This window comes from Bartonella sp. AU15XJBT (genome assembly GCF_028618615.1).
Classification (GTDB): Bacteria; Pseudomonadota; Alphaproteobacteria; order Rhizobiales; family Rhizobiaceae; genus Bartonella.
The window spans coordinates 135878-156556 of sequence record NZ_JAQITG010000001.1; the positions used below are offsets into that span (position 1 = coordinate 135878).

At 37.4% G+C, this 20679-nt stretch carries 10 protein-coding genes; 5 read left to right on the forward strand and 5 right to left on the reverse strand.

Annotation, left to right across the window (positions count from 1 at the left end):
* Window positions 1–264 precede the first annotated feature (264 nt).
* Together rdgB and hemW are read left to right on the forward strand one after the other, a co-directional pair.
* Window positions 265–912 carry an RdgB/HAM1 family non-canonical purine NTP pyrophosphatase gene (rdgB, locus tag PVV57_RS00475; RefSeq protein WP_273717459.1) on the forward strand — a complete coding sequence of 216 codons (648 nt, stop codon included), beginning with the start codon at window positions 265–267 and terminating at the stop codon, window positions 910–912.
* Window positions 909–2108 (forward strand): radical SAM family heme chaperone HemW, encoded by a 1200-nt coding sequence (gene hemW / locus PVV57_RS00480; RefSeq protein WP_273717458.1) that lies wholly within the window; start codon window positions 909–911, stop codon window positions 2106–2108. The genes rdgB and hemW overlap by 4 nt, the downstream gene beginning before the upstream one ends.
* 841 nt (window positions 2109–2949) lie before the next feature.
* Here the strand turns inward: hemW and dapE are convergent.
* From dapE to PVV57_RS00495, 3 genes are all read right to left on the reverse strand, one after another.
* On the reverse strand, window positions 2950–4122 hold the full coding sequence (dapE, locus tag PVV57_RS00485) for a succinyl-diaminopimelate desuccinylase (RefSeq protein WP_273783214.1): 1173 nt from the start codon (window positions 4120–4122) through the stop codon (window positions 2950–2952).
* 222 nt (window positions 4123–4344) lie between these two features.
* A complete protein-coding gene (locus tag PVV57_RS00490; protein ID WP_273783216.1) occupies window positions 4345–5091 on the reverse strand; it encodes a M48 family metallopeptidase in 747 nt (248 codons plus the stop codon).
* A 32-nt stretch (window positions 5092–5123) separates the two neighbouring features.
* Window positions 5124–5903: a carboxylesterase gene (locus PVV57_RS00495; RefSeq protein ID WP_273717455.1), complete on the reverse strand. Its 780-nt coding sequence runs from the start codon at window positions 5901–5903 to the stop codon at window positions 5124–5126.
* Window positions 5904–6097: 194 nt separating this feature from the next.
* Between PVV57_RS00495 and infC the strand changes: the two genes are divergently transcribed.
* Together infC and PVV57_RS00505 are read left to right on the forward strand one after the other, a co-directional pair.
* Entirely contained in the window at window positions 6098–6616 is a 519-nt protein-coding gene (gene infC, locus PVV57_RS00500; RefSeq protein ID WP_273717454.1) for a translation initiation factor IF-3, read from the forward strand.
* A gap of 1530 nt (window positions 6617–8146) precedes the next feature.
* On the forward strand, window positions 8147–9913 hold the full coding sequence (locus PVV57_RS00505; protein ID WP_273783218.1) for an ABC transporter ATP-binding protein: 1767 nt from the start codon (window positions 8147–8149) through the stop codon (window positions 9911–9913).
* A gap of 2207 nt (window positions 9914–12120) precedes the next feature.
* Here PVV57_RS00505 and PVV57_RS00510 read toward each other — a convergent pair.
* Both PVV57_RS00510 and PVV57_RS00515 read right to left on the reverse strand, forming a co-directional pair.
* Window positions 12121–16773 (reverse strand): translocation/assembly module TamB domain-containing protein, encoded by a 4653-nt coding sequence (locus PVV57_RS00510; RefSeq protein ID WP_273783220.1) that lies wholly within the window; start codon window positions 16771–16773, stop codon window positions 12121–12123.
* A complete protein-coding gene (locus tag PVV57_RS00515; protein WP_273783221.1) occupies window positions 16773–18737 on the reverse strand; it encodes an autotransporter assembly complex family protein in 1965 nt (654 codons plus the stop codon). Before PVV57_RS00515 ends, PVV57_RS00510 begins: the two co-directional genes overlap by 1 nt.
* A 401-nt stretch (window positions 18738–19138) precedes the next feature.
* Between PVV57_RS00515 and PVV57_RS00520 the strand changes: the two genes are divergently transcribed.
* Window positions 19139–20671, forward strand: a complete 1533-nt coding sequence (locus PVV57_RS00520; protein WP_273783223.1) for a YifB family Mg chelatase-like AAA ATPase — start codon at window positions 19139–19141, stop codon at window positions 20669–20671.
* Window positions 20672–20679: the final 8 nt, after the last annotated feature.

The window sequence follows — 20679 nt, forward strand, 5'->3', positions numbered from 1 at the left end:
TTACCAAGAGAAGCTTGATTGTTTACAAACCACTGGGAGTAGAAAATTGGACTTTTACCATAAAAAGGCTCCCATAAAAAAATCATCTCTCATGTCTTTTTAATCGTTATCTTCACAAAATACGAAAAATTTTATTTGAATAAAATATCATAAAACGTGTAAAATAATCCTATCATGTAAAATCAAGCAGAATGTGTGTATATGAGCATTTAAGCTGTTTTTTAGCACAAAAATAGTTCCCCTTTCATTTTTGGAGAAATCTATATGAGAAGTATAGCAGATAAAAAACTTGTCATTGCTACACATAACACCGGCAAATTACATGAAATCACCACTTTGGTTGCACCTTTCGGTTTAATAATACAATCAGCAAAAGAGCTTGGTTTGCCAGAGCCAAAAGAAACAGGAACAACATTTGAAGAAAATGCTTATATTAAAGCTTTTGCAGCAGCAAAAAAGACAGGACTTCCTGCTCTCTCTGATGATTCAGGTTTAGAGGTGGATGCATTGGATGGTGCACCAGGCGTTTATACCGCGGATTGGGCGATTCAAGCCGATGGTACACGTAATTTTCCAAAAGCGATGCAAAAAATAGAAGATGAACTCCAAAAAATCGGAGCACGAGAAAAAAGCCAACGAAAATGCCGTTTTATATCCGTCATTTGCATTGCGTGGCCTGATAACCACGCAGATTATTTCCACGGATACGTTGAAGGAACATTCATTTGGCCTCCACGGGGAGATAAAGGCTTTGGTTTTGATCCTATTTTTTTACCAGATGGATATGAAAATACCTTTGGAGAAATGTCAACAGAGCAAAAACACAGCTGGCAACACAATGACATTCCCCCTCTTTCACATCGCGCACGGGCTTTTAAACTTTTGGCAGAAAATCTTTTGGCATTCTCATGAATGAACCTTTTGGCATTTACATTCATTGGCCCTTTTGTGCAGCGAAATGTCCCTATTGTGACTTTAATTCACATGTTCGCATTCATGGTATTGATCAACCACGTTTTGTCACCGCCTTTGAACGCGAAATAGAAACGCAATACAATAAAATAGGTCCACGTCATATTACGAGTATTTTTATTGGTGGGGGAACTCCTTCTCTTATGGAGCCGCAAACCGTTGATGCCCTCTTGCAAGCACTGGCAAGAAAGTGGATATTTGATGATAAAGTTGAAATTACATTGGAAGCTAATCCATCCAGTGTGGAAGCAGGACGTTTTCGCGGATACCGTGCTGCAGGTGTTAATCGCTTATCTCTAGGGATACAAGCGCTCAATGATAAAGCATTGCGCAAACTTGGCCGACTCCATAATGTAGAACAAGCTCTTTACGCAATTGATTTAGCACGACAAATTTTTCCACGCTTATCCTTTGATCTCATTTATGCTCGCCCCAAACAAACCCTTGAACAATGGAAATCTGAACTTGTACAAGCCATTGATTTGGCCGCGGATCATCTTTCTCTTTATCAATTGACAATCGAAGAAGGAACCGCCTTTAAACGACTTCATGATGCAGGAAGACTTATCCTGCCCCCATCAGAGCTAGCAGCAGATCTGTATCATCTTACCCAAGAAATAACAGCTCTGTATGGACTTCCTGCCTATGAAATCTCAAACCATGCTATGCCTGGTGCTGAATCAGCACACAACCTTCTTTATTGGCGTTATCACCAATATGCAGGATTTGGTCCAGGAGCACACGGACGTTTCATTGAAAACGTACAAAATCATTCTTCCGCCTTTTCAAAGGCATCTTTATCACACCTTGAAAACCGTGAGCGTTATGTCACAATCAATGAAAAGCATCCCGAACAGTGGCTAGAATTAGTAGAAACAACAGGACATGGCTGTATTGAAACAGAACGATTAACCTCTGAGCAACAGGCAAATGAAATGCTCCTTATGGGGTTACGCCTTTGCGAAGGCTTAGAACTTACACGCTATGAAACCTTAAGCCCCAAACGTATCCCAATGGAAAAACTTATCGATTTACAACACCAAGAATTGGTAGAAATGGTTGATAACCAACGCTTAAAAGCGACAACCAAAGGACGTATTGTTCTTGACCACATTATCAGCCAACTTGCCAACTAAAGTTTTTATAACAACATATTGATTTTAATGACAGTTATCATTTTTATAGCAAAAGCGAGACTAAAATATCGTAAGATTTTTTCATTTAAAAACTATTTATAATACATTAATGACAACCATTCACTTACCCTCTAAAAGTAGGAAAATTTTTGGATAAAAACTATTAAAAAGGGTATAAAATGCTTTTTATGAACAATTTCAAACGCCAAAAGCTATCGCAATATTTTGAGCTAAAAAGTCTATGATGGTCTCTTTTTTCATAAGCGTAAAGAGAGGCGATGCCCTATAGATTTTATATTACATTATCCATAAGCACCGTTGAATGTAACAAACATTGAAAGCGTTTCTTTAGAATAAGCACGTGAATGCACACTACAATGATATATTATTTCTTACAAGAGTGTGGAAAATATTAAAACATAAAGTACAAATAAGCACATTTATGTTGTAGAAAATTTTTAAAAAAGCAGCATATTCTTATGTGTCTTTATGGCTTTAACCTATCATCATATCAATTGTGATATTAACGTTCGTTGTTTTCCATATATGAATTGCGCGTTAATTTCTGCCCTACACCTTAAAGAATCAAGATTCTTAATCCGATCCTGTAAACAGCCCTACTTCTTAAAACATGTTTCACTTGGTTTTCCATTTATGTGATCCACTGAACTGAAGACTTTACGAGCAACAATCCAGCTTAAGAATGCTGTACTTTAAAACCACCTAATATAGCTAAGTCGCGCTTTATATCACCACACCTCAAATGACAATGTTTTATGGCAACAAAAGGGTTTTACGGCAAAACAAGATAAAGATATTATTGAACCAAACAATTATTTCTTTATGCAAAAAAATCAACAATAAAACGCTCATAAATAGCCGTTAGCGTTTCTACTGCATCAAGGGCGACACATTCATCTACCATATGCATCGTTTGCCCTGGTAAACCAAATTCAACCACGGGGCAATAATCCTTAATAAACCGCGCATCTGAAGTTCCCCCAGACGTGGAACATTCTGGTACACTCCCTGTTACACTTTTAATAGCATTGGATAAAGCTTGAATAAGTTTATCATTTTTGGTCAAAAAAACATCCCCTAAACTTGGAATCCACTCAAGCTGATAAGAGGGATATTGACCACTGTTATTTTTTGATTGCACCAAAGAAAGACGCTTTTCAATTTCCCCCATCAATGTTTCTTTTGTCCAAAGATCATTGTAGCGTATATTAAAACGAACCGTTGTCTGTGCTGGAATAACATTGACCGCTAAATTACCGGTATCGATGGTTGTTAGCTCTAAATTACTGGGTTGAAAATTCTCTGTTCCTTGATCTAAAGCAGTTTGTGTCAATGCTTGAATAAGTTTACTCGCCAAAGGCAAAGGATTGGCAGCCCGCTCTGGAAAAGCAACATGACCTTGGCGACCTTTCACGGTAATGATACCAGAAATCGATCCGCGTCGTCCAATTTTGATAACATCACCAACAGTCTTTACGCTTGTTGGTTCTCCTACAAGAGCCGCAGTCCATTTTTCGCCTTTTTTTTCTGCCCATTGGAGAAGTTTTACCGTACCATTAATAGCAGGCCCCTCTTCATCACCAGTAATTAAAAGACTTACCCTTCCTTTAATGGACTGTTTTTCAAGAACGCGCGCTAGAGCTGCAATAAAACAAGCAATACCACCTTTCATATCAACAGCACCCCGCCCATATAATTTCCCATGATCTATGACAGCTTCAAAAGGCGGATAGGTCCAGTCTTCCAATGCACCTGGCGGTACGACATCCGTATGACCCGCAAACATAAGATGGGGTCCTTCGCTTCCCATTTTTGCATAAAGATTTTCAACATTATCTGTATTTTTATCCGTAAAAATAGGGCGCTCGACATGAAATCCCATTTTTTTCAAAAATTGTTCCAAAGTTGATAAAGCCCCTGCTTCATGAGGTGTAACAGAAGGACAATGAATAAGTGCCTGTAATAGCTGAAGTGGATCTGTAAGAACAGGCATAAAAAACCTTCCTATTTGTTATAAATCATCGGAACTTAAGGTTATTACGCTGAATGACAAAAAAGATAAAGCAAAAACATTGAAGACACTCAGCAAACCAAGCAGGGGAGGACAATCGTGCTGAGAGCTTCAATGGCTTCCTCATCATGCATGACGAAGCACACAAACAACGAAACATTCAACAAAAAGTTCCGTTAAATATTGCTTTCATTTGCAAGTTTTTTACACCTCTAATTCATATGAATCAAAATTAATGGCGTGCAGTCTCTGAGCATTTTCTTTCAACCAAGCACGATATGTTTTACTATCAGGGCAAAGTTTCTCACAAAGAGCCCAAAATCTTGGTCCATGATTCATTTCAACAAGATGAGCAACTTCATGGGCAACAACATACTCAACAACTTCTTTTGGTGCCATAATAAGGCGCCAAGAAAAAGAAAGACGCTTATCAATTGAACAAGATCCCCAACGACTTCTCGTATCTTTATAACAAATGGATTTGACTTTACGCTCTACCTGATGAGCATAATGCGCCACCAAAGGTGTTATAATAAGCGCTGCTTGTTTTTTTAAAACGTCAGCAATGCGTCTTGGGAGATATTCTAATTGACCATAAACAATAATTTCAGGCCCCTGCTCCGCATTTGCTGTAACAATCTCTGTTACCCCACGTCCTTCTCTATGTTTTATGGTATGAGAAACACCCAATAAGGGAATTGTTGCCCCCTCTTTGAGATAAGCATTTTCATGAGAAATTTGTACACGAGCAAGACGTGCCTCAATCCAAGACCGATGTTTTTCAATAAAACTTTCAACCGCATAGAGATTTATCGCTGGTGGTGTTGTTACACAAATCTCCTGGCTTCTGGCATCAATACGTAAGGTAAGACGGCGCGCGTGCCTATTTTCCCGCATTCGTACAGGGATAGCACGATCAGAAAAAATAAAATGCTTTTCAGAAATGCTCATATATTTATCTTCATTATCAATAAATAGCCCCCTTATTTTGCATTAATCTGATTAATCAAAGATCTCAAGGCTGTTTCGAAGCAATCTAAATCTTGTGGACGAGAAAAACGGTGATCGGCATCACGCACAAGTGTCAATGTTACGTCATGAAGAGGTAAATGATCAAGTAAAGTCAATGTATGCTGATAGGGTATCTTATCGTCTTCCATCCCTTGTAGAATATGAATTGGGCACCCAACATCAATGCATCCTTTCATGACACAATTTTCGCGTCCATCTTCAATCAATTTTCTTGTAAAGGGCATTGGTTCCTCATCACCAACAGCAGGACGTTCAATATAGCCTTTTTCTTCCAAAATTTTCCATTCTTCTGGGCCTAATTCTGGTTCCACCAATGTTTTTGTAAAATCAGGTGCTGGAGCAATTAATATCATACCAGCAAGCTTCTTATTTTTCTGCGCTAGCATCATAGCAAGCTTTAGTGCAATCCACCCCCCCATAGAGGAAGCAACCAAAATTTGCGGTCCCTCACAATAGGTTTCAAAAGTTGCTAAACTTTCGCTCACCCAACGTGAAATCGTTCCTTGAAAAAAATCTCCTTCCGATTCCCCATGACCAGAGTAATCAAAACGTAAACAAGATAAATCATTCTTTTGAGCAAACTGATCAACCAACATCGCCTTACTTCCCAACATATCGGATTGATAGCCATGAAGCCAAACCAAACCTGGAGAGTGGCGTCCTTTGCGATAGCGTACTGCAAGAGCAGTGTCCTCAAACGAAAAAAATTGGCACGGAATATTTTGATTCATGATTTTTTTCTCCATAAAACAATTTCTTTAAATTAAGGGAAAAACTTTTATAAACCAAATCACTTAAAAAAGTAACAAATCAAATAATGAAAAAGACGCGAATTATAGTTGTTTTTATGCGCATAATTGTATATTAAATTAGCTGTTAGTTGAATCAAAATTAAGGAGCATAAACCATTCGTAAACCGTTTAAAATGACACCTACCCAAAAAGACGGACCACGTTCAAATAAGGATATTCGAGTCCCTCATGTTCAGCTTATCAATGATGCGGGACAACATCAGGGGGTCGTTGCAATACAAGATGCTCTTGCTATGGCCGCAGAGGCGGGGCTTGATTTGGTTGAAATTGTACCAAATGCAGAGCCGCCCGTGTGTAAAATCATCGATTTGGGAAAATTAAAGTATCAAACTCAAAAAAAAGCCGCTGAAACACGTAAAAAACAAAAAGTCATCGAAATCAAAGAGATTAAGATGCGCCCGAATGTTGATGTCCATGATTATGGAGTCAAGCTGAAGGCTGTTCATCGCTTTATTGATCATGGAGATAAAGTAAAGATTACTTTGCGTTTTCGTGGTCGTGAGATGGCTCACCAAGATCTTGGATTAAAGCTTCTGCAGCGTGTGAAAGAAGATACAAGTGAAATTGCCAAGATTGAATTGGAGCCAAAACTTGAAGGGCGGCAAATAATGATGGTGATCGCGCCTAAATAGTTTTTTATTGGAATAATATCTGTGTGCAACTCGTCAAAATGAGCGGATGAGTACCGTCTAGAAGCGCCACAGTGAGTTTTGTGGTGCTTTTAAGGTTTTATAAATTTGTATAAATCCTTTTAAGAGTTTAATAATGCTTTCTCAATTTATAAAAAGAATTCGTTATTTTGCATATTAAATGAGACAGTGCGAATACCGTAAGATCTTCTCATTTCGAGCTCTCTTATTTTATAGAATCTAGCAAAAAATCATTTGCTTGTACATCACAAACAAAGATAATGCATAAAATATTAAAAAAGTAGAAATGTCTTTTGTGAACCATTTCAAATGTCAAAAGTTATAACAATAGGGAAACTGGTAAAGGAATGATGGTGTTGGCTTGAACTTTCATAACCGTAAAGATAATGAAGCCCATTAGCACGACCATCCTCATCTGTTCCTTGCAATCGCAACGTACTGATTTATAAAGATATTCATTGTTTTTCATTAAGAGTCTCGAATATCGTAGGGTTCTTTCATTTCAAATCTCTCTCATGTTGAATCAATCAAAATTACTTGCTTGCACATCATAAGCGGAGAGAGCCGTGTGAATAAAAACTGTACAAGAAAAGAGTAAAAATGCCTCTTATGAAGAGTCTCAAGTGCCAAGGGCTGTCGCAACACCCACGAGCTGGCAAAGTGTGTGATGGTGCAAGCTTGTGTTCCTTCATAAGCGTAAAGATGGGGGTGCTTAATAACAACACTTTACCAAACAGCATTCAATAATCCAGGGAACAATCAGTGCTTATTTTTCAAAATAAGATATCATCTCCTCATTACAAATTTCCCCTTATTATCAACTCTATTGCCAGCTTTCTAAGCAACTTTAGCTACTATCTCTTTTAAAGATAGATCATTTTGTTGGTTCACTACCAAAGCCTTTAAATTTTTTTATTCCATTGGTTTTAATCTAACCTTCTGAATATAATAGGATAAAGCGAATACGCAACGTTATAGGATGAAGATGAAAATGATGTATTTTTAAATACTCAAAGCATGAAAAATTCCTTGCGCAATATTTTGCATGGAGTAGAATAGAATAACATATTAATTGATAATGATAATTTATATTTTTGCTCCTTTTAATTAAGTGAATATCGTAGGATTTTCTCATTCCAAATCTTCTCAATATGGAATCAAACAAAAATATTCGCTTGCGCATCATAGGGGATATGATGTGCATAGAAAAAATCATTATCCTCTTATGAAAGTTTTCAAGCGACTAGGGGGAATTGTTGCAATATGCGAATGCCAATAGAGTGATGGTATCAGCTTATATCTTAGATGATACTTATATAAATGAAAGTATAAATGAAAGAGTGATGCAAAAACCATTTATAGAGGATTTTACGTTATACGATGTGCTGTCGCATGAAAGAGTATGACGCACATTGAAAGAAGAAGGTTCTTTTTGTAAAAAAGATTAAGAGGCTTTTTAATTAAGAGCGCCTCAATCTTGCATAAAACAACAAGAAAATATAGAAGCACTTCATGGCCAAAAAACAACTTTCCTCTTTTGATAAACATCTTATTATCCGCCTTTTGCGGGAAAATTTTCATAAACATGCGCGTTGGTACAGTGCAGCTATTATCTCAATGATCATCATTTCTTGCACAACTGCAACCAGTGCGTGGATTATGCGTGATGTTGTTAATTATATTGTTGATGCGCAGAATTTTGCTATGATCGTTTTGATTTCTAGCTTCATTGCTTTTATCTTTATTCTTAAAGGGAGTGCAACTTTTGCCCAAACTTACTTTTTAAGCAAAGCAGGCAACAGTATCATTGCTGAACAACAACGCAAAATTTATGCGCGTCTTATGGAACAAGGTGTCTCCTTTTATCATAATAACACGTCATCTGATCTGCTTGTTCGCGTAACCCATAATGCAACGGCTGTGCGTAATATCATTGATACGATTATCACAACTTTTGTACGTGATTTGCTCTCTGTTAGTGGTCTGTTGCTTGTCATGTTCATTCAAAACTTTGTGTTAATCTCCATCACTTTAATCTTAGGACCACTGGCTTTTTTAGGTGTTCGAATGGCTTTAAAACGCGTTCGCCGCCTTATGGAAAAAGAACTTCTTTCACTTGGTGAAATTATAAAAATCGTGCAGGAAACGGCTATTGGTATTCGAGTCATCAAGGCTTTTTCACTAGAAGAAGTCATGAAAAAAAGGATGGACAAAGCCATTTGTGATGTTGAAAAACAAACAAACAATATTGCAACACTTGAAGCTATTACTAATCCGATTATGGAAACACTCACAGGTGTTGCCATTGCAGGTATTATCTGCTTTTCCGGTTACCTTGCAACCCAACGCGCAGGTGTTCAAGGTGAATTTATGTCCTTTATTGTTGCTTTACTTTTAGCTTATGAACCAGCAAAAAGACTCGCAAATGTCCGTGTTAAAATTGAATCTGGCTTGGTCAATATCCGTACGATGTTTGAAATACTCGATCGTCCCCTTACAGTTATAGAGCATAAAGAAGCTAAAGATCTGAATAAAACGCAAGGAGCTATTCGTTTCGAGCATGTTTCTTTTGCATATACTGATAACAAAATGGTATTGAAAGACATCAATCTAGAAATAGAAGCCGGGAAAATGACCGCATTGGTGGGGCCGTCTGGTTCAGGAAAGTCAACCCTTATCAATCTTATTATGCGCCTTTATGACCCCACAAAAGGACGTATATTGATTAATGATCAAGACATTCGCTACACAACTTTTCGTTCTCTGAGAAACCTAATGGCCTATGTAGGGCAAGATACTTTTCTGTTTCAAGGAACCGTTAAATATAATATTGGCCTTGGAAAAGAAGGCGCTCGTGATGATGAAATTATCGCAGCAGCAAAAGCAGCAAATGCTCATGACTTTATTATGAATTTGCCAAATGGTTATGATACTCAGATAGGCGATAATGGCTGTAATCTTTCAGGGGGACAAAAACAACGACTCGCTATTGCTAGAGCAATGATTCACGATAGTGAAATTCTGATTCTTGATGAAGCAACAAGCGCGCTCGATTCACATACCGAAGCACAAATTAATGAAGCCATTCATCACCTTACCAAAGGACGCACAACGATCATTATTGCTCATCGCCTTTCAACGATTGCTCGTGCTCATAAAATTGTGTTCATACAAAATGGACAACTGGTTGAACAAGGGACTCAGAAAGAATTACTCGCAAAAGAACATGGATTTTATAAAAAACTTCATAATATCCAGTTCAAAAAATATACGTCCTAATTTCTAAGCTTTTAAATAAGATTTAAAATAAAAAATGGATAGAAGCTAACGCTCCATTTGTAAAAACGGAATTACCAAAGAAAAGTATTATTTCAATCAAGAATTAGCAAAGAATTTATGGTTTATTGAGAATAAACTTATTGGATTTAGATGAAAACCTTCCCTTTTATTTTGTTGAATACAACTGATTTTTAATCATGAAACTTGAGATCAAAAACCTTCTTCTCTTTTTAAGAAAGTGATGAAACATTCGTAAGTTTTACAAATCCTAAAAGAGAGAATACCATAAAGTTTTGAAAAAATTTTCACGAAGAAGGAGAAATCTAGATTGATGCTATCTTTATCCATATTTATCTCTACGCTGACAATTTTTTCCTCTTAACACCTTAAAAGTACAAAGATTCCTACTCAATCTAATTTGTAAATAATCCAGATTCTTATTGAATTCGTTCCACCCGATAACAACTTGATTCACTTATAAAAGACTCAACGAACAACGCCACCCTTAATATTCATAAAATGCTTTCAAAACACTTGGTCAAAGAGGCTACACGCCTTACTATCACCACACCTCAAATGACAGTCTTCCATGAGCACAACGAGATAAATGCCAATTACAAAAAGCGTGCTGTAAACTATAGATATACTCAATGTAAAAGAAAAAGAGTGAAAAATAAGAAAGGATTTATTATAAAACTTTTTACTGTTGTAGATTGCTTGAGAGCAAGCTTTTCTGTTTTATCTTCACCTCTAGAAATGATATTCCTCAAATACCTTAACTTCTTGAAGCGTTTATATATATAAAGCGTTATTGCTGATTAAAACTGTGATTTCAATATGCTAGAAGAACACTCCTCTTTTTTCTAACCGCTTAAATAGAAAAATATGATATAAATCTGATAAATATTTTTACAAAAATATCTTTTGATATATATTAATATATTGATTTGTAATCATAATTTTATTTTTCATCTCAAATAAAAGATACGATGTCATTTGCTTATTTCTCCTTTATATTTATGATGAAACAATCAAAAGAGCTTGTTGTACGTCATAAAAAGCATTGGCGTATCCATAAAAACGCTTAAGATAAGCAATAAAAATCCCTCTACGCTTTCAAGCGCAAAGGTTGTCGGCAACATGAGAAGCTGAAACTAAAATGATAATGCCAACTTATATCTTTATTAATATCGGTAGTATGAATTTTATCCTATTTCACAAGCAGTATTGTGAAATAGGATCAAGCATACACTGAGAAATATTTCTTTAAAACAAGTTTATGAGTTTGCACCACAATAGTAATAGTGTTCTGTTTGGAACTGTTTGTTATAAGAAAAGTGATCTTATTCAAAAACACCATAAACAAAAATGTAAAATAATTAGGTCATTTTTATTATTAAAAAATATTGCTTTAAATACGTTTGAAAATAAAATCGATATCTTATGAATTCTACGCTTGCCTCATGCTTTTGTTTATCGTGTTCTTTAATGGCAACATGTCCTTCCCATGAAATAGAAATGCCATTGTATTGCAAACTCATGGGCTTGTTTTAAAGAAACATCTCTCAACGTTCCCCCAAAGCCCATTTCGCGACAACGCCCATAAATTGTACAACAAATCTATTCAGCACCTCCATCGTTTACGCTTATAGAGTAATAAACCGGCACCATTCACACTATTTTGCCAACTCGTAGGTGTTGGTGACAGCCCTTAGCTCTCGAGATGGTTCATAAAGAGGCATTTTTAGTCATTTCTTGTACAGTTTTTATTCACACGGCTTTCTCCACTTATGATATGCACGTGAATGATTTTGATTGATTCAACATGAAAGAGATTTACAATGAATGAGAGAAGCTTACGGCATTCAAAGTGCAAAGTTCTAATTCAAATTGAATGACGATAAATTATTCTTTATAAATCAATATGTTGTATATATTATACTCTTTAGGCAACAGTATGAAATGAGCTTGAGAACAAGGTTTATCTCTAAAATAAGTTATAGATCAGCAAAATAACATGCTCTCCTTCGTGAAGATTTTGTCTCTTTAGAGTATGCCATAAACAAAAAATCAACTATTTTAGATCGTTTTCTTCATACCGCAATAAAACACTTCACCTTTGAGTGTATTCCTAGTCTAGGTTTCCTTCTTCAGCTTTAGAAATGAGAGACAAAAAATAAAGAAATTGTTTTTTAAAAATTCAATCTTTAATAGTCTCTTTCATAAAAGAGACCAATACTAGAATTTTGTTCATTTCCTATAGCACCTTTAGCTTTGAGATGACGCGAAATATCCAAATTAATTGTGCCTTTCGTCGTTCCATCAGACCCTGCTTCAAAGCCTAAATAAATGTTATTGTGTATGTATCGACCAATACGTAAGCCTGTATTACCCTTTTCATTAACGATAACATCAAGATCATCAAGTCCAATTTTAGTTCGTAAAGTGTTCAACAAAGATGTATTAGAAGCACCCGCAAGATCAGCTGCTGCTGCCGCAAGTTGAGCAATCTGAAATGGTGATAGTTCATTAAGAGAGCGATTAAAAATCAAACGCGCCAAAATCTCATCCTGCGGCAAATTCGGTTGTGAAGAAAAATTAATATCAAGATTATCAATCGTTCCACTTACAGTTACAGTGACGCGAATGTCACCACTGTTATTGTTGGTTACAAAATAAACCGTAGGATTAAGATTACCGCTAAAACTCGCTTGTCCTTGATCAAAATTAAGACGTTGTGAAAGAATATCAAAACGTCCACGAATCATTCTAAACTCACCCACTGGATGCACATCATTTAATGGACCTGCTAAATTAATACGTCCTCCCAGTTCGGCATCTAGCCCTTTTCCTCGTACAAAAAATTGATTGCGTGCTGTAATACGCATATTTGATAGCACAACAGATGACGATTCTTCTGTGACACTAGGGCTTTTGTTCGTGCCCTTAACATCAGCACGTTCAAGTGTTGTTTGAATTGGTTTTGTTAAATTCTTATTTCTGACATCAAGAAACTTAGCATTTTTAAAATGATCAGGGACCAGAATTTCAGCTTTTTCAACAATGATATCACCACCAATAACAAGATCACTTAGAAAATGACCTGTCATTGTTATATCACCTGACAATGTTGCAAGAATCATAGAACCATCGTTATAATTGGCATTATCAAGATGAAAAATCAAATCAGACTCTAGATCATTAGAGATACGACCTGAAGCAGAAATTTTCCCTCCCTCAAACGAAGAAGCTGAAGCTTTCTCTATAAGAATATGGTCGCCATCTAATTTGCCTTCAAGCGTTATATTATTCAAGCCTACATTGGTTTTTGAATCAAAAAAACTACCATCGCCTATAGAAATATTTCCAATAAATTGTGGCTTTGATAACGCACCATTAAGAGCTGTATCAATTCTTGCTGTGCCCGTTATATGTGCACCACGCTTAGCTAATAAGAGATTAACAAAATCAAGAGGCATTATCCCTTTAACGTTTAATTTTGCCTCTGAACCATTAAGAGAAACAGGCCCATGGATGGAAAAATCTAATCCTTTATCTCCTGTTGCTATCATATTTGCAATATGAAATGTCGAGTTTTTATAAGAACCACGAGCATTGATATTGATTGACATCGGTCCTTTAGGCGTCATAGCGGTTAAACTTTGACTAGAAAGCTCAAAATGAGCAGATGGATCCTTCATTGTTCCACCAATATCAATTTTGCCTATCACCGTCCCATCAAACGCTTGTCCTGCAATAAAACTATTCGCCAAACTTGCAGATAAATTTTGCAAATTAATATGGAGATCAAGCTTGTCTTTCTCTAAAGATACAAGCCCCTGAGCTTGTGCTTGTATTCCTTCTCCTGTGACACTTGCATTCAAAGTAAGGTTTTGATCTAAGGTTTTTCCCGTAGCAGAAAGCGAAAAAGGCATAATTTTTTTATCTTGAAGCGTAACGCTTGTCAGTCCCTCACCTTTTATATCGTAGGTTATATCAGGTTTTTTAAAATGACCACGAATCATAACCTGTCCTGTTACACTCCCTGCTGCTCCAAGATCGGATTTCCACAGATTGGCCAAAGTAGCAGGAAGAGCATCCACGGTAAGTTGCAAATTCATGGTATCTTGAATATTCCCTGCAAGAGTAATTTTACCGCCATTTATTGCAATTCCTAATTCATTGATTGTCATTCCATCTTTATCAAAAACAATTATCGACGGTTTTGGCAATGTTGCATGGAAATGGTGTTGTTTTAAGTCTATGGCTTCAATTCGCACTTCTCGCTTTATGCCTTTTGGAAGTCCTACACCCATTACACGACCAGAAAGCTGAGCCTTCAGAGCATCATGCACCATCGCTTGGACAGTAAAAACCGTTTGTTCATTATCTCTATTGGCGTGAGCATTTAAACGATTGACCATTATCAAAGGAGTTTGGATATGCTCTGCATTGATAACGCCTTCAAACTGTGTCGTACCAAAAGGATCGAATATGTCGGCATCTATTGCCAGTTTTTTTATTTTATTCTTGGCAAAATTCAAATGGTTAACGTGCGCCTTCACATGAGCTTTTTGTTTGCCATTTTGTTCATCAAAAATAAAATCTCCTTTTACTTTTCCACTACCATCCTGCAACAATAATGCTGAAAGTACTGAAATATCATCGGCATCAATATGCAGCGCTCCTTTCAAAAAGCCTCCAAGTTGTTGAGAAAGATCACCCGTTATTTTTACACTTCCCCCTTTAATATCGATATTTTCAAGTTTTCGAATTTTATGAGAATCTTTAAAAGAAGCAGATAAATGCAGAGGTTTATGAGCAAAAATTCCTTCACCTTTTACCCCCCCCGTTAAAGAAGTAACGGGTGCTGTATTATCTACAAGTACCTGTATATTAAGTGTTGTGTTTTGAAGTTTTTTCCCTACAACCAACGCTTCAGCAACATGAGCACTTGTATTGAGTTTTATATGGCTATTGCGCCCTCTTGCTGTCCCTTGAATGGTAATTGCACCGCTTATCTTCGGATCTAATTTGGCGAGATCAGATATTTGAGCAGATAAGTCCATTTTAGCGCTTTCATCCGAAAAATAGCCATTAGCCTGTATGTTGGTATATTGATTTTTCAAATTCAAATGACGTAAAATGAAGTCCGTGGTATTTCGAGCAACACCACCTGAAAGAGTGATATTTCCTTTGAATAAACGATCAAAAGGCTGCACACCTATTTTCATATTGTCAGCCATTCCTGATAATTTCAAATCAAAAATGCCACTCAGTAAACCGATCGTTCCTTTGGCTGTAATATCTGCATTACCAGAGAGTGGTTGTTTACTGAACATTTCCAAAGGAGCTAATGTTTGAGCTTTTAAACCAAGATCGCCTGTAAAAATAAAATGCTCCATTGTCCCTTTTAACCAAGAAGAAAAACCCTGAGCCGTAACACTAAAATCATGAATCAAAATTGGTTTATGCGAAACAATATCCGTATCTAAATGCATATGAACCGCTTGGCTTAAATCTTCTACCAACGTTCCTTTAATCTTTTTAACCCCTTGAAGCGTTCCATTAACCTGAACACCAATATGACGAGAAGCCGCATTATCAAGACTTTCGCTTACTCCCCCCATATCAAAAACAGCATCGCGAATATAAATATTTTTATTTCTAAAATGATGTACAACAAGCCTCCCATTCCAAGATTGCTGTCCTTCGCGACCATAGTCAATGTTTAAAGCAACATTATTTGCAGGTTTTGGCGCCTCTGATACCGGTAAATGAACAGACTCTTTTTCGTTATCAAGAGCCATTTTGCCATCAACAAAAAGCCGCCGCAAAAATCCATCAGCTGTTATTTCAGCATTGGCGATAACATTCATTTCTTTGCTCTGAAGAACCATCTGATCAAGGTGTGTTCCCCCCTCTCTTGTTCTTCTTGCCTCTGCTTTTAATGTTATATCAGATGCGAAGAGATGACGATATTGCGCAGGTATTAAAGGCTCCAATCTACCCTCTAGTTTCGTAGAAAAACTGTGTCCCTCTGAAACACTTGCAAGAATAACATGACCATCTAAAATAGAATGATGATCGGCTTCTAAAGAAAGTTTGATAACCAAATCATCAAAAGTACCATCACCTTTAATGGCGAGATTTAATGCTGGACGTTTTTCAATGTTAAAAACATTTGCCAAAATACCATTTTGTGGTTCATCAGCAGAGATATCAATTTTAGCTGTACGATTGTTCTCAGATATCTTGGTAAGAACAGAAAAAGAACCCGGTGCATCTAAACGATGCGCCACTATATCAACATCAAGATTACCACTCGCCAAAGTGAAATTGCCTTCTAAGGACATATCAGCAGAAAAACCAAAAAGATTCTGTTCAAACGTCACATGCTGAGCTGTAAGCGTATTAATAGAAAGAGCAAGCGGCAATTTTGGTAAAGAAAACCTCCCCGTCTCAAGGGAAGAAATAAAAGAAGAATTGCCTTGTGGTTTGCGTAAAAACGTAACCTGTTCTGCTGAAAGCTGATTAATATCCATCCGCCCTCTTAGCAGCGTTAGACGATTCCAATCCATTTTAGCATTGGTAATTTTAAGCCAAACCCCATTTTTATCACTGACAGTAATAGCATCAATTGATGTTTGAGAAGACAACGTCCCTTGTATATTGTGTAAACGAACTTGACGATTAGGTGTTGAAAGTTTGCGTTCAATTAAAGAAACAAACCATGAACGATCATCTGCTGTCTCTTCGCTAGAGGGAAGACGGTCTTCTCTCTGTGCAAAAACAAAACCACCGACCAAAAAAAACACAAGTCCAAAGAAGAAAGCTAATAAACGTACAGTTTTTTTCATTAAAATGCTTGTCCTATACCTACATAAAAACCAATGCGAGGATCACCCTGCTCTCTCTTTAAAGGAAAGGCTAAATCAACGCGTAAAGGACCAAGACCCGTCATATAGCGACCTCCTATACCGGCTCCCCATTTAATTTTTTGAGAAAAGTCAAAATTTGACTTTTCTCCTACGAGACCTCCATCAAGAAAACTGACAAATCCTATTTTATCATTTAAAGAAACCCGCAATTCTGCCGATCCCTCAATAAGCGCCCGTCCACCAACAACCACATCATTTTCTGTTTTGATACCAATATTACGATATGCATAACCACGAACAGAGCCACCACCACCAGCAAAAAAGAGCGTATCCGCAGGAATTTGTGCTGTATCATTCCCAAGAATTGTGCCAAGCTTTGCCCGCGCAGCAAAAACAAAACGATTCCCTTCATCCAGCGCCCAATAAGAACGACCTTCTGCCGTTACTTTTGCGACAAAGTTGCTAAAACGCATCTCATAAAAGGGCTCAATGAAAACTTCACCATATAAACCTTTTGTTGCACTGAACTTATTATTACGACTATCGTAAATCAAACCGGTAGGGAAACCAATTGTTGTAAAATTACGACTCCCAAAATAGATATCACGTGAATAACCATTCGAAACTTCTATAGCTGCCTGTCCCGATAGATTACTATTGAAAATATGTGTAATACCTAATTTCCCTTTGATGGCTTTTGTCGTATAATTTTCTAGAACATCTTGTCGTATTTTTAATTCTGACCTGAGATCTGTATCAGGCGTGAGTACACCCGGCTTTATAAATGTACCACCGAAAAGGTAATCAAAGTTCTTAAAATTATATGATTGTTTTTTATTTCTGCCAACACCACTTATTTTTGTTTCAATTTTAAGGGTCTCTGCATGACCAAAAAGATTGTTATGCATCCAATAAGCTTCAAAACCAGCACCATCTAATGTTGAATAACCACCCCCTAAACCAAAACGACGCGGTTTACGTTCTTGTACAACAAGTGTAAGCGGTAAACTGCCATCTGGGTTAATGGTATCAGCCTCTCGTATATTAATAGCACGAAAAACACCAAGGCGTGCAAGACGTTCATTTGCTTTAGCTAACGCATCGGAATCGTATTTCTGACCTGGCTTCAATCCGGTCATCCATGCGATATAAGCTGAATCTACACGTGGTTTCTTACTTATATTACGTACAGTTAGCGGACCATAATAAGCCTTTTGTCCAGGATCAACAACAATCCGCCCTTCAACACGCAACGCAGCATGGTCAGCCACGATCTCACTTTTCATAATTTTAGCTTTAGCATAACCTTGTTGACGCCATCCTTCGACCGCCCATTTTTCTGCTTTCAAAATGGTTTCAGATTTGGCAATAGCGCCAACTTTATAGCCCAATTCTTCAATTGTAGGCATTTTATGCGCTTTACGTTTTTCATAGGGCGCTACTTTATCAATATTTGCAATACTCAAAATATATTGTGGACCAGCATTAATCGTAATAACGATATTTGATTGTGCTGGAAGTTGAGTTACCGGACTTAAATCAGCGGCTTCTAAACCATTAATTTTAATACTAATAACACCCCCATAGCGCCCATCAGCATAAAGAGCAGAAAGAATAGCCCGATAATCTGAACGCGCTTTGGCTAACAAACCAGAAGAACTCGCAGATGCTTTCTCTTTATCTGCAAAAAGAGAAGAGACAGATTTAACTATTTTTATACCTTCTAATGGCGCTCCTGGTGGTGTAATAATATCAACTTTATAAAATCTCTCTGTACTTTTGACATACTGTGAAGAAGATTTTTTTTTCTTTTGACCAAAAATAGGGATGCCGAAAAAATCAAATGCAGCAAGTGGCTGTGGAAAAGCAAAAACGAAACACAAGCCTATAAATACACAGCGTACAGTTCCTGATTTTAACAAAATTCTTGTTTTGGATACCATAAATCAGATACCTTTAATACACTTGCATCTACTACACTTTTAAATAATATAAAATAAGAAAGGTAAATATAACCACTTTGCATACTTTACACGTTTTATCACATCAAATAACACTCTGCGATACATAACGTCACCCTCCCCTCATATCTTAACAAAATTCTGCTCTGTTATGTCATACAAACAGCCTCATTCCTTTTTCTTAACATATTCATTTAGCTTATTATAAATGTTTTATTGCGCTCCATATTATCATGGTTAAATTTGTACAAATAACTTGCCATGAGAACGCTACAAAAATCTGCGTACGTATATAGATCTCTCCATTAAAAAAACCATAGAGATGCTTCTTGATTTTTATGCGTAGATATGATTGTCTCTCCCAAGTCTAAAGGGGGAGATCAATGATCGCACGTATTACAACTGTTGCTTTTCGCGGTCTAGAAGCAGTTCCTGTCGATGTACAGGTTATGATTTCGCCCGGTAAAATAGGAATGGCTATTGTTGGATTAGCCGATAAGGCAGTCGCAGAAAGCCGTGAACGTGTACAAGCAGCCCTCCATGCTTGTGGGCTTTCTATGCCGACCAAACGAATTACGATTAATCTTGCACCAGCTGATTTGCCTAAAGAGGGATCACATTATGATTTGCCAATTGCCGTAGGTTTAATGCTTGCTATGGGAATTCTCCCTCCTGACGTAGCGCAAGATTATGTCATTTTAGGCGAATTGTCACTGGATGGTTCACTGACTGCCGTCAACGGGGTTTTACCAGCTGCCATGACAGCTGTATCACTCGATAAAGGACTGATTTGTCCCTTTCAATGTGGACCTGAAGCCGCATGGGCAAATGCAGAAATAAATATTCTTGCCCCAGAGACTCTTCTCACTATCGTCAATCATTTTAAAGGAACCCAAATTCAAAAACGTCCACAACCGCGCCAATATACTATTGAAACTGAACTTCCAGATCTTTGCGAAATCAAAGGACAGAAAACAGCCAAACGTGCCTTAGAAGTTTGTGCTGCTGGACGCCATAACCTTTTGTTTGTTGGCCCTCCTGGAGCTGGAAAATCTATGTTGGCGCAACGCTTACCTTCTATTTTACCCCCTCTTGATAGTCGTGAGCTTTTAGATGTCTCTCTAATTGCTTCTATTACAGGAGAAACAGTCCATAATACCATTTCACTTCATTGCCCCTTTCGTGCTCCACATCATTCTGCTTCCATGGCTGCAATGATTGGTGGGGGGCTTAAAGGACGACCAGGAGAAGTCTCTCTTGCCCATAATGGCGTATTATTTCTTGATGAGTTGCCTGAATTTTCTCCGCAGGTTCTTGATTCCCTTCGTCAACCTTTAGAAAGTGGAGAATCGGTTATAGCCCGCGCTAATCATCATATCAGCTATCCTGCTCGCTTCCAACTCATTGCCGCAATGAATCCTTGCCGATGTGGTATGGCAGGTGAAAAAGGCCATGTTTGTTCTAAAGGAATACGCTGTCAAATCGATTATCAATCCCGTATTTCTGGTCCGCTGCTCGATCGAATTGATTTACGGATTGATGTTCCTGCTTTGACAGCGATGGACCTTATGCAACCAGAGCAATCAGAAAAAAGCTGCGATGTTGCTAAACGTGTCGCACGGTGCCGTACTATTCAAGCTCAACGCTTTGCAACACTAGGGTTTGACCATATCCGAACCAATGGCGATTGCCCTGCCAAAATTATAGAACAAATTGCCATTCCTGATAAAAATGCCGCCATACTCTTACGAGAGGTGAGTGAAAAAATGCATCTTTCTGCACGTGCTTATCATCGCATTCTCAAAGTTGCGCGTACGATTGCTGATCTTGATGGATCCGATAATCTTTCACGCCATCATCTCGCAGAAGCCATCTCCTATCGACTCGGTACGGAAAGATTAACAGCTCTGAACTAAAAAACTTT